Annotated in this window: 15 protein-coding genes; 5 read left to right on the top strand and 10 right to left on the bottom strand. The window is 56.0% G+C overall.

All coding sequences use genetic code 11. The annotated features are described in order from the left end of the window. Nucleotides 1–182 precede the first annotated feature (182 nt). The 5 genes from CIC12_RS20295 (at nucleotide 183) to CIC12_RS20275 (ending at nucleotide 4,477) form a co-directional block, all read left to right on the top strand. Nucleotides 183–1,760, top strand: a complete 1,578-nt coding sequence (locus CIC12_RS20295; RefSeq protein ID WP_168666324.1) for a phytoene desaturase family protein — start codon at nucleotides 183–185, stop codon at nucleotides 1,758–1,760. A gap of 5 nt (nucleotides 1,761–1,765) precedes the next feature. Next, nucleotides 1,766–1,984, top strand: a complete 219-nt coding sequence (locus tag CIC12_RS20290; protein ID WP_168666322.1) for a hypothetical protein — start codon at nucleotides 1,766–1,768, stop codon at nucleotides 1,982–1,984. After that, nucleotides 1,977–2,357, top strand: a complete 381-nt coding sequence (locus CIC12_RS20285) for a nuclear transport factor 2 family protein (protein ID WP_168666320.1) — start codon at nucleotides 1,977–1,979, stop codon at nucleotides 2,355–2,357. The genes CIC12_RS20290 and CIC12_RS20285 overlap by 8 nt, the downstream gene beginning before the upstream one ends. Before the next feature lie 62 nt (nucleotides 2,358–2,419). Then, entirely contained in the window at nucleotides 2,420–2,869 is a 450-nt protein-coding gene (locus CIC12_RS20280) for a nuclear transport factor 2 family protein (protein ID WP_168666318.1), read from the top strand. Between the two features lie 21 nt (nucleotides 2,870–2,890). Next, complete coding sequence (locus CIC12_RS20275) at nucleotides 2,891–4,477, top strand: FAD-binding oxidoreductase (protein WP_168666316.1); 1,587 nt, start codon at nucleotides 2,891–2,893, stop codon at nucleotides 4,475–4,477. Nucleotides 4,478–4,544: 67 nt separating this feature from the next. Here the strand turns inward: CIC12_RS20275 and CIC12_RS20270 are convergent, their stop codons facing one another. The 10 genes from CIC12_RS20270 to CIC12_RS20225 form a co-directional block, all read right to left on the bottom strand. Beyond that, a complete protein-coding gene (locus CIC12_RS20270; protein ID WP_168666314.1) occupies nucleotides 4,545–7,331 on the bottom strand; it encodes a LuxR C-terminal-related transcriptional regulator in 2,787 nt (928 codons plus the stop codon). A gap of 95 nt (nucleotides 7,332–7,426) precedes the next feature. Further along, the gene (locus CIC12_RS20265; RefSeq protein ID WP_168666369.1) at nucleotides 7,427–8,260 is read right to left on the bottom strand and encodes an N-acyl homoserine lactonase family protein; all 834 of its coding nucleotides are present in this window, start codon (nucleotides 8,258–8,260) and stop codon (nucleotides 7,427–7,429) included. A gap of 43 nt (nucleotides 8,261–8,303) precedes the next feature. Beyond that, entirely contained in the window at nucleotides 8,304–8,681 is a 378-nt protein-coding gene (locus CIC12_RS20260) for a carboxymuconolactone decarboxylase family protein (protein WP_168666312.1), read from the bottom strand. A gap of 44 nt (nucleotides 8,682–8,725) precedes the next feature. Continuing rightward, entirely contained in the window at nucleotides 8,726–9,661 is a 936-nt protein-coding gene (locus tag CIC12_RS20255) for an NAD(P)-dependent oxidoreductase (protein ID WP_274597562.1), read from the bottom strand. A gap of 23 nt (nucleotides 9,662–9,684) precedes the next feature. Further along, nucleotides 9,685–10,350: an alpha/beta hydrolase gene (locus tag CIC12_RS20250; RefSeq protein ID WP_168666309.1), complete on the bottom strand. Its 666-nt coding sequence runs from the start codon at nucleotides 10,348–10,350 to the stop codon at nucleotides 9,685–9,687. After that, the gene (locus CIC12_RS20245; RefSeq protein ID WP_168666307.1) at nucleotides 10,331–11,287 is read right to left on the bottom strand and encodes a VOC family protein; all 957 of its coding nucleotides are present in this window, start codon (nucleotides 11,285–11,287) and stop codon (nucleotides 10,331–10,333) included. Before CIC12_RS20245 ends, CIC12_RS20250 begins: the two co-directional genes overlap by 20 nt. 42 nt (nucleotides 11,288–11,329) lie before the next feature. After that, nucleotides 11,330–12,394, bottom strand: coding sequence for a maleylacetate reductase (locus tag CIC12_RS20240; protein WP_168666305.1), 1,065 nt, complete (start codon nucleotides 12,392–12,394; stop codon nucleotides 11,330–11,332). A 615-nt stretch (nucleotides 12,395–13,009) separates the two neighbouring features. Beyond that, nucleotides 13,010–13,852, bottom strand: coding sequence for an MFS transporter (locus tag CIC12_RS20235; protein ID WP_342030552.1), 843 nt, complete (start codon nucleotides 13,850–13,852; stop codon nucleotides 13,010–13,012). Nucleotides 13,853–14,062: 210 nt separating this feature from the next. Then, entirely contained in the window at nucleotides 14,063–15,511 is a 1,449-nt protein-coding gene (gabD, locus tag CIC12_RS20230) for an NADP-dependent succinate-semialdehyde dehydrogenase (protein ID WP_168666301.1), read from the bottom strand. Between the two features lie 67 nt (nucleotides 15,512–15,578). Further along, complete coding sequence (locus CIC12_RS20225; RefSeq protein WP_238812744.1) at nucleotides 15,579–15,896, bottom strand: high-potential iron-sulfur protein; 318 nt, start codon at nucleotides 15,894–15,896, stop codon at nucleotides 15,579–15,581. Between the last annotated feature and the right edge of the window lie 86 nt (nucleotides 15,897–15,982).

Genomic DNA, 15,982 nt, shown 5'->3' with positions numbered 1-15,982 from the left:
GGATAGGAAGATGACCGACAGACCCTATCAACACACGCCGTCGCGCCAGGCATCTGGGTCTATCTTTCGATAGGTGCTACGCCTTGTGTAGCCCAATAGGATTCAACAGAAGCGGCAATGGCCGCATTTTCCGGCGGGGTATTGCAATCACGTCCCGCGCCAAATCGAACGCAGGGAATGACATGACGCAGAAATTTGACATCGTCGCGGTTGGCTCAGGGCACAACGGTCTTGTGGCCGCCGCCTACTTGGCCGCCGTGGGCAAAAGAGTTCTCGTGCTCGAACGCAATGCGTGGCTGGGAGGCGGCGTCGTGACGCGCGAGCTGACCGCCCCCGGCTTCAGGCATGACCAACACAGCGTCGGCCATATCTTTATTCAGGCCAATCCTCTGCTGCAGAAAGACGAACTGAAACTGCTTTCTAAATATGGCTTGAAATACGAATATCCGGCTATCCCGATGATGTCAGTGTTTGACGACGGGTCAACGCTAGCTCTTTATCGCGATCGCCAGAAGAACTACGAGGAGATCGCAAAGTTCTCAAAGCGCGACGCAGACTCCTACTTAAAATTTTCAGAGTTGGCGGCACGGTATCTGCCGATGCTAATTGGCACCCTGTACTCCGCGCCAGCACCAGTTGGAGCGTCGTACGCGATGATGGACCAGAGCCGCGAAGGTCGCGAGATGTTCGCCACCATGATGAAGAGCGGATGGGACATCATCCTCGAATGGTTTGAGCATGAGAAAGTTCGTCTGCATTTTGCCCGAATGCTCGGCGAAAACCTGCACAGCCCTGAAGAGCAAGGCTCTGGGATCGGGCTGTTCATGTTCTTGTCTTTCCTCGAGAAATACGGCATGGGTATACCTGTTGGCGGCAGCGGAGCACTTACCGCCGCACTTGTGCGCTGCATCGAAGACCATGGCGGTACCGTTTTGACAGAAACTGATGTGTCTCGTATCGTGGTGCGTGATGGACGCGCCCGCACGGTGGAAACGTCGGATGGCCAGATCTTCGAGGCTGCAGATGGCATTATTGGGGCCATCCATCCTCATTTGCTGCGCAAGTATATCGATGGTATTGATCCCGCGGTTACTTCCATCGCCGAGAAAACAAAGACCTCTTACTGCGCCTGCTTTACTGTCCACGCGTCGCTCAATGAAAAGTTAGCATTCAAAGCAGGGGACCATGTCCAGGAAGCGGCATTCGTTGAGCTTCTGCGACCCGACACGATGCGCTTCCGGCGGTCCTTTGATGAAGTACGTTACGGGCAGATTCCTCGGGATCCTTTGATTGGTCTCATCAGTCCGACGAACTTCGATCCCTCGCGTGCTCCTGCCGGCAAAGCTACGCTGCATGCATGGGACTATGTCCCCTACCAAATCTCAGGTCACGCTCCAGAGTACTGGGATGAGTACAAAGAGCGGTACGCGCACGAATTGATTGGAGAGATGGGCAACTACATCAGCAACCTTTCCTCGTCCAATATTATTGGCGTACACATGGATAGCCCGCTGGATATGGAGCGGACGTCTGCGAGTTTTCAGCGCGGCGACCTCCACGGGATCGCTGGTTATCTTTACCAGTTCGGCGCACATCGGCCCACTCCCGATCTTGGACGCAACACCGTCCCGGGAGTCGATAGGTTCTACCTCGTGGGCCCCTTCCAGCACCCCGGTGGTGGAGTCTTTGGAGCTGGCCGCGCCACCGCAATGCGAATGTTCGACGATTTGAAGATGGACTTCCAAAAGTCCTTCCGGTAATCCATATGAAACTCTATTCTCCAGACAACTCAGAACTGATGGACATCAGTGCCCTCGAACGCGACGGATCACAACTGCTGATCAAGGGCACCGCGTTCGGTGCGATGCCGATCACTGCACAATTGCGTCCCTCGGAAGCTCGGGCTGCGTTGAAACTTGTCGATTTTAAAATCGTTATTTTTTTGATTCGTTTGTTGTTCCGTCGCGAGTCGAAAAATGACTAATACTGAAACCGCACTTAGCTATCTGCGACATCTTGAAAAGGGCGATCTCGAGGGAGCCCTCGCGCTAGCTCATGATGACGCCTGCTTCTGGACTCCTGGACCGGGTGACATGAACAAGCAGCAGTTCCGTGAATTCTTCGTGCCAGTAGGCGCGATGATTCAGTCAATCCAGTTTACGTTCTTCGGTACGACCGCCGAAGGTGACCGCGTAGCAGTAGAAGCAGCAAGTCACGCTCAACTGAAAAACGGACGTGAATATCGCAACCAATACCATTTCCTGTTTGAACTTGACGGCGGCAAACTCCGCTCGGTGCGCGAATACGCCGATTCAGCTCCCGCGATCACCGCATTCTTTGCGCCGGACGCGGCCTGATTTATCCCATTTGCCATTTACCTGCACCATTGAGCCCAACCGGAATATCGTAGGAAAAGGAAATGAACCAATCTCAAACCAATGTTGAGCAAGAGCAGCGGATAATTGCCGAATTCGCGTGTGAGAAACTTGTACGCCGCTTCGCCCTTTTAAACGACGAGCGCGATCACGACGGACTTGCGTCGCTATTCGTTGAAGACGGCTCGTTCTCGCGTCCTCTTGATCCCGACAATCCCTTGGTTGGGCGCGAAAATATTCGCGTGGCTTTTCGTGACCGCCCGCCTCGCCTGTCCAGGCACGTCATGACCAACACCGTCATTGACCTTGTTTCCCCAATCGAGGCGCGCGGGCGAAGCTACCTGATTTTCGTTTCGTCACTTGATGTGGACTCGCCACGTCCTGTAAAAGCGGAGTCGACACTTCATGTGGGGCAGTATGACGACGTATTTGTGCTTACAGACGAAGGATGGAAATTCAAGGATCGCAGGGGAAGCTTGGTGCTCAACGTTTGAATCCCGCTAGCAAATCGGTATATGAATTCTGATTACAGGTCTACGCTGGTTGAGAACGAAGCAAGCGAGGCGGCGGCAGGTTTTCCCGCTTTAAGTTCTGAACAAGCAATCGCTAATCTTGCCCGCGCCGTCGACGAAATTTCCGCTACGCTCGGTATGTCCGCTGTCAACGCACGTGTAGGCGGCATGGAAGCCAACGACGCAGTGCTTTACAACGGCGCTCCGATTGATACACAGGTAACCGTCTTACCAGCTTCGGTTGCGGATGTTCAATCCTTGATTCGTATCGCCGGCCGTTGCGAATGCCGACTTGTGTTCAAATCCGAGTCCACAATGACTTGTGGCCGATCCTCCAGCCTGGCTTCCCGGCCCAGAATTCTCGTCGATTTGCAAAGGATGAATCGTGTCATCGCTGTCGACGATGTCCGAGCCTGCGCAATTGTCGAGCCAGGCGTTTCCTACTTCGATCTCTATGAGCACCTCCGAGCCGGCAGTCACGATCTGATGATGACCGTCCCCGACGAAGCGAGCGTGAGCGTTGTTTCCCACGTGCTCTACCGGAATAGCCACCGGAGATGGCGTGGAAGCGACGTCGCCGAAACGTGCGGGCTGGAGGTTGTATTATCTTCCGGCGAAGTGGTCCGCACGGGGGACGTTCTCTCCCACTATGTCGATCCGTCAAACCATTTGGCGCCCGATGACAGCTTCGAGGCTTTTTTCTCACGGGGCGATCTCGGGATTGTCACGAAAATTGCGGTTCGTCTTGCTCATCGCCCCCGTCGGCAGATTGCCTGTTCCGTGAGATGCGTGGACGAGAAGTCCCTCCGTCCTTTGCTGAACATCACTCGCCGCCTGATGGCTGATGGCGTCTTGTCCGGGGACATCGTAGTCACGAATCTGATAGCTACGGCAGCTCGGTTTTCCGAGCGAACAGACTGGTACAAGGGCAACGGACCGATACCTGAACCACTGCTTGAGAAGATCATCGCGGAAACGGGCCTGGGCCGGTGGGAGATGCGCTTTACTCTCGCTGGAAGCGCGTCTGTAGTTAGGGCTCGACTCGACGATGCGAGGAACTCATACGAGGGCGCGTCGGGCCTTCATTTGACGTGGCACGAATATGACGGCGGGGCGCCCGGTGACGCCGTGCGAGAAATAGATAAGATTCAGGCCGGAATCCCGCCGTCTTTCCCAACAGAACAGCGGCAGTGGTACGGTGCCGGGTCCGGGCAATTCGAGTTCACGCTTGCCGCACTCCCTCTTGCAGAGCGCACGATTGAGTCGTGCAAACTGATACGTTCAAGTCTGCATGAATACCGACTCGACTATCATGCCCAGCTCCAGCTGCTATCTGGCGCAATCGTGCAACGATGCATAGTTCCATTCTCCGTGACGATTCCCGGTTCGCAGGATTGGGCACGTGCAGCGGTCACCGCAACGCTCGAGCTAGCCCGCGCAGCTGGCCTCATAATCTGTCGCACAGATGTGGAAATTCCGGAGCTTATGACGTGCGAGTCTTCAGCGGCGCTCTTAGGTTCTTTGCAAAAAAAAGTTCGGTTGACAATAGATCCGCTTCGAATTTTTGCTCGTGAACGCCCTGGCGAATGATCGTAGCGCTCAACAGGCCTCGTTTTTATAGTAGGATTCTTATCGCTCGCGTACCCTGAAACCCGAACTACTTCCCGATTAAGCCGAGCTGATATGCCCGCTCAAGGACTTGAGCGCGACGACGTACGCCAATCTTGTCATAGATTTGCTGTACGTACCATTTAACAGAGCCTTCGGTCATTCCCAATCGCTCACCAATCTCACGATTTAGCAGGCCTGTCCCCATGAGGCGGAGGATTTCCATCTCCCTGCTGCTAAGCGCGCCGTACACTGCGGCCTCTTCGTGCTCCGGCAAGGCGACACGGACCGATGGACGACGATCGTCTTGCGTGCACAGGACCAGGAGTTCCGACTCGAATGCATCCGCCAAATTTTCGCTTGCGGTTTGAGACGGCGACCCAGTTCGCTCCTCAAGCAAGGACTCGACCCAACGCCCTTCATCGAGAAAGGTTCTAATGAACCGTCCTTGTGTCGCAGTTGCAATAGCGCGCTTAAGCGCACGTTGCGCCGCTCGACGTTCGCCCGATAACATCAGCCCTTGCGCCAGCAGAACTGTCCACCGAATCGCGCAACGAACGGCACCGGCCGCTTCCACGAAGCTCTGCCATTGCTTTGCGACCGACATCGCATCGGCCAGGCAATTTTCTGCCAAAGCAACCCGCACCCACGCCAACGCGCGGGCCTCGTCGCGGGTCGTAATCTGTCCGCTCGGAACATGCGACTTGGGCGACCCATCGATTCCGTGCTCGCGAATCAATCGGCGGGCTTCGTCGTTATGCCCGTCGGAAATTAGAAATTTGACATAGTTGGCAACCAGAAATAGCCGCAACCGATCGAACGAGTGTTCACGCGAAAATGTGACCGCATCATCCAATACCCTGTAGGCCCCCTCGCGGTCACCGTCAAGCCGCAACAGCTTTGCTTGGGTCGGCCACGCAGCAATCATCTGGTCTATAAAACCATGAAAGTTCGCATACTTAATATGGTCATGGAGCAGTTCCCTTGCCTTCGCGAGATCGTTCCGCTCGTAGTGCACTTCGCTAAGCGGCAAAGCCACGATAGCAGCTACCGGCGACCCCTTTCCTGTCAGCCCGTTTGCTGTGTCGAGTGCATCTTCGAGACACTGAATAGCGACCTCCGTGCGCCCCGCCATGAATTGGGAGGGCCCAACGATCGCTTCGCAGAAGACATAAGTAAGCCCCTTGGTGGGCCGGTGAAAATGGGAGCGAGCCAAACGACTCAATCGGTCGATATTTGAAAGCTTGTATTGTTCACGCTGTGCATAGAGTAGAGAGGTGTAGAAGCTACCTCGCACGTGCAAACTCGCCACCTCATAGTCGCGGATCAGAATCTCGCACAATTCCTCCGCACGCGGCATGTCGTCGGCGAAGGCGGCAATCATCATTTCTCCATGCGTCAGCAAACCGCGAATCGCGTGCAGATCCGTCGGCGACGCTCCCGGTTCGCGCTCCATCTCCTCTAGGCGCTCACGCGACGTAGCAACGAGTTCTCGAGAACCGTCGAGTTGCCAGAAGACGTCGCGGCGCCAAGCTTCGATTAACATGATCCTGGGAAATGCGAGCCTGACCGCTTCTGGCAGACGCTCCGCAAGCGTTAATATCTCGACCGAAGCCTGGGGGCCAAACTCATGCTCACACCAGTGATCTAAGATCTCCGCCGCCCTGACAGGGTCCTCGGCGGCAAGCGCGTGGTCAAATGCGGGAACAATATCGGTATGCTTGAAGTACCATTGGCTCGCACGAGCGTGGATTTGCGCCCTTTCTTCTCGAAGGCGGTTAGCTAGCATTCTGCGCAGGAACGAAGCGAATAAGGGATGGTAGCGATACCAGATTCGCCTCTCATCCAGCTCCTGTACGAAAAGCCCCTTCGACTCTGCTAACTGCAGTGTTTCCCCCGCATTTTCACGGCCAGTCACCGCCACGACAAGCTCAGAACACATCCGGTCCAAGGCTGCGGTCTTAATCAGAAAGTCATATAGCTCTGGCTCAGACGACCGTTCAGGCATGACTTCCTCCAGGAAGAAATCATGCAGTGTCTTGTGATCGCCGGTCAACATTTCCGGCAAACTGTCGGCTGGGATGTTCTTGCGAAGCATCTGCCTGGCCGATACGAGCGCGCCGACCCAACCTTCGCTCTGCTCCCAAAGTCGATCGATGGTCGCGTCGCTGATCCGTTCAGCTCCTTCTGACAGGAGCGCGACAAGGTCCTCGCGCGAAAAGCGCAAGTCATTCTGCCCCAGTTCCACAAGCAGGCCGCGTTGCCGCAGGCGGGCGATAGGTATATCCGGTCTCGCTCTACATGCGCACAACAGATGAATATGTCGCGGCGCTCGGCCTACAAGCAGTGAAAGCAGCTTCACAGACTCAGACTGCGCGATTGCGTCGAGCTCATCAAGGTAAATGTAAATGTCGACCTTGCTCGCTTCAAGAGTCGCTTCAATGTGTGTGACCATGGCTTCGCAACTCAAAGCCTTGGACCCGAGAGAAGGCTGTAGCGGGCTCGCAGGACGATCTTCGCTCTCGAATGACTGAATTAGCCACGAATACAGCGTGTAAGCGTCCTGGTGCGACGAAGAAAGCGCGAGCCACTGCGCTGGCGTGCCGCTAGTGCGCTGCTTGTTAAAATGCATCTGCAGCAGCGTGGTCTTACCGTAACCTGCTGGCGCCTGCAAAATCGCGAGCAGGCCGTTGGAGACCTCATCGAGTCGGCCGATAAGCTCGTCGCGCTGGATTAGCGCCTTGCTCACTGCTGGCTCGGCAGGAATGCCGGCACGCACTCCAGCGCGCTCGTCCCGGCCAGGCGCTGCGCGGGACTGCGCCGTCGCGATTTTCATTGTCTGCCTCCATCTCCGTCTGCCCACGGCTTTACATACTGATGCGTATGGCAGATTTTACCGCGCTGGCACGCTTCCGAGGGACCGGCTTTTCATTAAGGGTTATCCCTTCCCTCTGTGAAGGGCGCATCGCTGACTGGAGCCATATGAAGCGCGACGATCTCGTTTCCCGGTGCGTCCACCAGCGGGAAACGGCGCATTACGGCCGGATCATGCCCGGGGATGAAGTGATGCTCGAACGTGTCCGAAAGTGCTGTCAATCTTCGATATCCCTCCAGCATCTCACCCACGTGAAAGACAATAGGGAACGGAGATTCATTTGACACGTTATCGTAAAAGTGGCTGGCGTCTGAGGCCAGCACAAGCCAACCGCGAGCAGTGTGAACCCGAACCGCCTGCAGTCCTTGTGTATGGCCACCGACGCGCACGAGTTGTAGCCCCGGAGCCAATTGAGCGTCCCCATCGTAAAAGCGTACACGGTCGGCATGTACTCCGCGAACGACTTCCAGCACATCGTTAACTGAATATGGATGCCGTAGCAAACCGAAGCACATATGCCGACCTACGGCATAGTGCACCTCCGCTTCCTGGACGTGCAAAAACGCATTTGGCAGCCGGTCAACATTACCCGCATGATCGTAATGCAGATGCGTCAGAATGACGTCTGACACCTGTTCCGGACTTATGCCTAATGAACTCAACGCAGTGATCGGGCAGCGGAGAAATTCCCGTGCGCGCTGCGCGGCGGCCTGTTCGTTGAACCCCGTGTCGACCAGCCAGACCCGATGTGCATCTCGCACGACCCAGACGAAATAATCCATGGGCATCGGGCCGTCATGCAGGTCGCCAGATATGAAATTCTCGCTTCGTCGCCGCTTAACCGTTGCGTACCGAACTGCGTACACTTCGTATTGTGGCAAAGCCGACATTGCTAATCCGGCGTCGGAGTGAGTAGTGGTCATATCTTCAATATCACTCGTCGAAGGTCTTGATGGCATCACTCGCGACGCGGAACGACTCAAGGGCCGCTGGAACACCGCAATAAATCGCGGTCTGCATTAGCGTCGCCTGAATCTGCTGCTTCGATACTCCGTTGCGCAGCGCGCCTTGAATGTGAACTTTCAGTTCGTGCGAACGATTCAGAGCCGTAAGCATCGCGATGTTGAGGAGACTCCGTGTCTGCCGAGGCAGATCTTCATTTCCCCACACATGCCCCCAGCAATACTCCGTCACAAGCTCCTGAATTGGCTTGTTGAAATCGTCCGCAGCGGCAAGCGAACGCTCCACATGCTGCGCGCCAAGCACCTGCTTGCGAATCGCCAGACCTTGCTCCAGTTTTTCGTTGCTCATGCCATACCTCTAGGTAAGTTTCAGTAAACAGTTAACAGCATCGATTACGAGGCCAACTTTCCGATCTCAACACCTGCCCACGTCTCTACTACGCGCGCGATGGACGTAAAGTCGGAGTCAGCCCCATACATTGACTGGGTAATCGCAAGCATCTCGCGCACAGCGCTGCCTACAACCATGGGGACACCTAAAGTCTCAGCTTCTTCTACGCACAGCCGAGCGTCCTTATAAGAGAGTCCTGTGGCGAATCCGAAATCGAACGTTCTAGGAATAATTGCGCGGGGAAATTTGTCCTGAGTCGCGCTGTTTCGCCCACTACTAGCGTTGATCACTTCGATCATCACTGTCGGATCGAGCCCAGCCTTGACCCCCATCGCGATTGCCTCTGCGCTGACCGCCAGGGCGGCGGCAGACATTAGGTTATTGGCGAGCTTTAGCGTCTGTCCTTGGCCGGCCTTGTTGCCGCAGTAAAAGATCTTCCCAAGGACAGCTAGAATCGGCTCGATTTCGCGGAATGTGTTCGAGGGTCCTGAAGCCATCAACGCCAATGTTCCCTTCTGGGCGCTGGACACGCCACCACTCACCGGGCAGTCGATTGTGATGACGCCCTTCTCCAACAGCCGCTCAGCAATACTCACTTCCGCCTTGGGGCCAGTTGTCGAGAGGTCGACGAATACCCTCAGTTTTCCGCCACTCAAGAGGCCGTTATTTCCAAAGACAACATCCTGCACAATGTCTGGCGTCGGAAGGCTGACAAGAACGAGTTCTGCCTCGGAAGCCACTTCCTCAGCCGAAGATGCCTGCTTAGCGCCGAGCTTGACTACTTCATCGACCGGCGCTTGCGCCCTGTCATGCACGATGACACGAAAGCCCGCTGCAACTAACCGAGACGCCATGGGCTTACCCATGTTGCCAAGACCCACGAAACCTACGATGTCTTCCGACATGATGCTTCCTCTATTACTTCGTTTATTCGGCAAGCCAAAATTCGGCAGCTTCCGCTTCAAACATTGGCAAGAATGTCCCGAGCAACTGCAACCTCGTCGTCACAGACTTCGTGTCCTCTTCCCGGGTACGTACGTTCGACCACTGCCCCCCCCATTGAACGAAAGACTTCAGCTGTTTCGCGCGTGCGCCAGAGCGGCACCCAAGGATCCATGTCACCGTTCCCGAGAAACACTGGCGTACTTGCGAGATTTCCGTCACAGCCCCATGAGGTTCCTTGCGGACCAATCAGACCACCGGTCAGCGCTATTAGCGCTCCCCAGCGGCCTGAATTGCGGTATACAAACTCAGATGCCAGACATGCACCTTGTGAAAAACCCACCAGTGCGATGCGTGCGCGAGCAATCCCTTGCACCTCAAATTCATTGACTGCAAGCTGAATTCGCTCAAGGGCCCAATCTAGATCTGGCTGATTGATCTCAACCGGGTCAGTGAACCTGCTGGGATACCAACTATCGCCTGCGGCACAAGGCGCGACATACACCAGGTCTGGCAGACCGATGCGTAACGCAATGTCCACCATGAATTGAGGCCTCTGCCCGCGCCCGTGAATCAATACGGCTGCCGCCCCGCCGGGACGAACCTTAGTGGGCGAGCGCAGTTCTGTCTCGCCTAAGTGAGGATTGAGCGGCATGGTGTCGTTGTTAGTATTGGAGCGGCTCAAGATACGCTGTCAACTCGTCTCCACGACCTGAAAAGACCGGCGGCACCTGAAGCGTCTTACCGAGATTCTCGTAGGTCTCATCGATGAGGAAGCCCTCAGGCTTCGACACGGTTGCTTCGAACAACGCACCGCCCGGAGTGCGAACGTAGACCGAGTCAAAGTATCCGCGATCCTTTCGATCGGACACGTCCGTAAAGCCGAGACCCTCGAGGTGGAACTTCACACCTTTCTGTACTTCGAGGTTGTCGACCTTGAAAGCACAGTGATGAACGGAGCCTTCACCGTACGTCCAGGAACCCTGAGGCAGGTTCGGTTCGACCTGAAAGTCAATGATCGTCCCCGAACCGCCTGCTCCGACTTGATATCGCACGAAATCGCCGTCCGTGACTCTGTTCTTTCCGCTCCACCCCAGTTGCATGAACTCGTCGCTGTTCTCAATTTCGCGGACCGAGACGGTGATGCCGTGAGTACCGCGAATACCAAAGTCCGCCGGCACAATTCCGTTGGAATAAGGCTGCCGGTCGTCATCCGCGATGCCAACCAATTCATACTCGATGCCGCACGGGTGCGCGATTCGCAACAACTTTTCGCCAAAGCGTTCCGACCGTACCACCTCAAAGCCATGATCGTTCAGATGTTTCGCCCAGAATTCCAGGCTCGACACAGGGACCGACAGCGCCAACGTCTTGATTTGACCGCTGCCCCGCGTAGACTTTCGACCGGATTGACGCATCGGGAAGCACGTGATGAGCGTGCTTTCATCGCCAAGGTCGTTGCCATAGTAGAGGTGATAGATGGGCTCTTCGCCATCGTAAAGACCAGTCTTCTTGACGCTCTTCAGACCGAGCACTTTGGTGTGGAAGTCGTAGTCTTCCTGCGCACCACCCACGTTCAGAGTGATGTGGTGATGTTTTTGGATGTGGGGATTAATCTTCATGCTGTCTCCATCGAATGAAGTTGACTTGATTCACTGCCGCAATTACGCGGTTCGGGGGCGCCGACCATGAAACGCATCGGCAAGCAATGCTGCAATGGCGGTTCGCTCGACCGGCCTAGGATTCCAATACGGTGAGCTAACAGCCAGGTCGACGGCCCGTGGCAATGATTGCTCGAGCATTCCCATCTGATGCAGTGCGACCGGAGCGCCCAACCGCCATGCCAGATCGAAGAGATAGGCAGCCGGCTCAGGCGTCTCGAGTGCTTCCTGTAGCCTCGTCATCGCCTCAGGAACTGCCGACGCGTTGTAGGCAAGCGCATGCGGCAAGACAATAGTGTGGGTCTCGGAATGAGGAAGATCGAACGTTCCGCCGAGTACGTGACAAAGCTTGTGATGCAGCGACATGCCCACGGAACCGAGACAGGTTCCACAAGCCCATGCACCGAACAACGCTGAGGCTCGAGCCTCCTCATTAGCGGCGTCTTCCGCTATCACCGGGAGAGCCTTCGCAAGGGACGCTATACCCTGGACAGCAAGCGCCGAAATGATTGGATTGGCGTCTTTTGCGTACAGGGCCTCCACAGCATGAGCGATCGCGTTTATTCCACTGGTTGTCGACAGCCCTTGCGGCAACGTAAGCGTGAGATTGACGTCGTAAATGACTACCTCAGGCAAGACCTTAAGCGTCCTTTGCGTTCGCTTTACCCCCAGCTCAGTCTCACCGAGAATCGGGGTCGCTTCCGACCCGGCATATGTGGTTGGGATAGCGATTTGTGGCAAATCCGTCCGCAGCGCGATGGCTTTCCCCAATCCAATCGTTGAGCCGCCTCCCAACGAAATCACGCAGTCGGCACGGAGCTCCTCTACGACCCGTAACGCCAGGTCGGTCACCTCTACAGGCGTATGCATGACCGCATGAGGAAACAGCCCAACGGCAAACGTACCTAATTGTGACGCCAACTGGCGCGCAGCGGCTTGCTGCTCATGGGTTGACAGCACGATTGCTCGCTTGCAATCGAGTCTTGTCATCTCATCCCCGACCGACTCGATCGCGCCTTTGCCGAACACAATACGCGACGGTAACGCGTCGTACACGAAGGACTTCATTTAAAGATCCAAGTAAAACAACAGAGACTTTGGTCGTATCCGGCAACGCCAAGGCGCCGTCCAAACCGCGTCCATTCACCACCAGATCTAGTGCGTAACAAGTGGCCTCTCGCCAACGACCTGACTGTAGAGAGCCCACACAGAAAATGCCTGTGCCAAGTCCAATGCCTTGTTTTAGCCACCGACAAGGTCGTAGGTCATTACTCAAGATCCTGCGCAATCCGCTTCACTCATACGCGCCGCAACTGCCTCAACTGACCTCGAGTCGCGCCCCGGCGATCTGTCATGCCGCCATTTTTCTATGAAGGGTCAGCAGCGACACCTATCAAAAGATAGGCCGTCGGTTGCAGGATTGCCGTTCGATCGCCATTTCAGAGCGCGACAAAGCGCAGTCGGCGACAACTGCCTCGGTATTTATCAGAAGCGTCACGAAACTCGAACTCGCGTATTAGCCTTGAGCTACATTCACTTCAATGGACCTGCGATTTGCGCACTTGCGTGGCGGAAGCTTTGATGACGGGTATTTTTGTATGCCGGTGATAGCTCGGCGCCTATCAAAAACTGCGGGATTGCGGCGACGACACATCTGTCCTCCGCTCGTCGCGGAGGAAGGACTCAAGCGACAGCCTTCGCGAGCGCGTCGGACATGCGTCGCCGCACTTGCGGGGCGGTTTCGGACAGCCCAAGTGCCAAGATGGCTGCTCCGACTGCGCAAACGGCCTCGACGTAGAGAGGAGTAGCCAGTCCGTACAGGTCGGCTGCCTTGCCCGCCACCACCGGCGCCATGACGCCGCCAACTAGTTCGCCCACCGCCTGAATGATTGCAATCGTCGTACTAATTCGATGAACGACGACGGACTCTGCTGGAACGGTCGCCATAACTAACACCATCGCACCGCTAGCAGCCCAGCCGATAAAAGCCAACACAAGAACGACTGGGTACGGCGCCGATCCCACCAATGCCGCAATCGGACTTAGCGCCCCAAGCATGCATAAGAGAATAATTGTGGGCTTGCGTCCAATGCGGTCGGATATCGCTGGCCCCGCGAGGGCGCCGATTAGCGCGCCGGCCGCACCGAGCGCCGCCATAACCCAGCCCATCTTTGCGGCGGAGAACTGCTGCACACGGACCAAATACAAAGGGATAAATGTCCAGCCGAGCATCATCCAGGTAACGAGGCAGCAGCTCATCACGATACAAATTGCAATATTCCGTCTAGCGGCTCGCCTGGGAATACCAGTTGACGAACATCCAGTCGACCGGTATCCCTCAGCATTCGAAGACGCTGTCTCACTGATCGGCTGCGAAGGTTCTCGCAGGGCGAGAAAAATTGCGAGCGCGAGGAGCACGCCCGGTACACCTGCAAGAAGAAAAGCGCTTCTCCAGCCAGCTGCCTGCGCCAGATAGACAAGAACTACTGGAGCCAACATTCCACCTATCGTCGCCGCCCACGCCACCGCGCGACCTTCCCAGCATCACGTCGCCGGAATCCGTGACCTTCATTTACAGATTAACGATCAGCCATCCTTCACAATTTCCTCCGGCTGTCGCGGCGATACTGTCAGATTGATGTGACTGCCAAGTGGAAATACACTCAAGACGGTTAAGCATCTAAGACAGTCAAATTCACTCGGACCATTCGCCGAATTCTGCGAATTTCCTCGAAGTCAAATACCCGCCATGCAGGTGTATTTAATAACGAGGTAGTCCTCTATTCCATAATGCGAGCCCTCTCGCCCTACACCCGACTGCTTGACTCCGCCGAAGGGCGCGACCTCGTTGGAAATCAGCCCTGTATTTACCCCCACCATCCCGTATTCGAGCCGCTCGGAGACACGCCATACGCGACCAAGGTCGCGTGCGTAAAAATAGCTCGCGAGGCCGAACTCTGTATCGTTGGCCATTGCGACGACTTCGTCCTCTGTATCGAATCGGAAAAGGGGCGCCAGCGGCCCGAACGTCTCTTCGCGTGCGACGAGCATGTCGGGAGTCACGTTGGCCAGGACAGTAGGCTCAAAGAACGATTGTCCCAAATGATGCCTTTCGCCTCCGAGCAACACGCGCGCGCCTTTCGACGTTGCGTCCGCGATGTGCTCCTCTACCTTCGCGACGGCCTTTTCGTCTATAAGAGGACCAATGCGGACACCCTCGTCCATCCCGTTGCCGACTTTTAACGCCCGCACCGCCAAAACCAAATTTTCCGCGAACGCGTCGTACACGTTGGTGTGCACGTATAGCCGGTTGGCACAAACGCAAGTTTGTCCAGCGTTACGGTACTTCGAGATCAGCGCCCCCTCGACCGCCGCGTCGAGATCAGCATCGTCAAACACGATGAATGGAGCATTGCCTCCGAGTTCCATCGAGACCTTTTTGACCGTCGCGGCGGTTTGGGCCATCAACGTCCGCCCAACCTCTGTTGAGCCGGTAAAACTCAGCTTTCGTACGAGCGGATTACTGCTCAGCTCTCCACCAATCGCATTCGCCGAACCAGTCACAACCGACAGCACACCTGCAGGAACGCCGGCCTGCTCGGCTAAAGCCATGAGCGCCAAGGCCGTAAGAGGCGTCTGCGATGCCGGTTTGACCACCATCGTACAGCCGGCTGCCAATGCCGGTCCCGCCTTGCGGGTGATCATTGCGGCCGGGAAGTTCCATGGGGTAATGGCGGCACATACCCCCACCGGCTCCTTTGTGACTATGATTCGCTGACCGGTCACAGGGGCTGGGATGGTCTCCCCATACACGCGCTTACCTTCCTCAGCAAACCACTCGATGAAAGAAGCCGCATACGAAATTTCTCCACGCGCTTCGTTTAGCGGCTTGCCCTGTTCCGCTGTCATCAAGGTAGCGAGGTCATCCAGATTTTCCAGCAGCAATTCGAACCATTTTCGGAGAACAGCCGCCCGTTCTTTCGCAGTCTTCGCGCGCCACCTTGGGAGCGCGCGATGCGCCGCGTCAATAGCGTCTCGTGTTTCCTTGGCGCCAAGCATTGGTACCGTTCCGACTCGCTCGCCCGTAGCAGGGTTGAGAACGTCAATGTGGCGTTCACCGTCAATCCACCGGCCGTCGATATAGCATTGCTGTCTCAACAATGAGGGGTCTTTAAGTTTCAGCATGGTCTAATTCGCTTGCTCAGTCCGTCTCAACAAATCGGCATTCAGTGTCTGCACCGCCATACCGAACTCAAGTTCGCTTGTTGTACGCGCTGCACCACCCATGTGCTGCCACGTCCTTGCTACCGAGAATCGAGCAGGGCGCCCATCCGTCGCTCGCCTTTCCCTTATAAAAGACACACGTTGCACAGTCGTCTCCGACCTTATAGGTGGAGAACCGCGCGCGGTCGACTTTCGTTGAGTCGATTCGGTAGCCAAGCGATTTAGCTACCGAATCCGCCTCGTCGGCTCGCTCGCCAGCAGTAGCATGTCGAACGACAGCCAAGGTACAGACAACTCCCGCGCCAGCAAGCAAAAAGGAGCGACGCGTACTATTCAACTCTTTCATAACGATGATTCCGTATGGGGTTTTCTCTGGTGTTTTTTTGTGTGCAAGCAAAATACGCGGCATAGAAACTCCTGTGCGCGAGAGCC

Source organism: Paraburkholderia sp. SG-MS1, from assembly GCF_012275575.1.
Taxonomy (GTDB): Bacteria; Pseudomonadota; Gammaproteobacteria; order Burkholderiales; family Burkholderiaceae; genus Paraburkholderia.
Note: the sequence above shows the minus strand (reverse complement) of the source record. Positions and strands in the feature narration are given on the sequence as shown.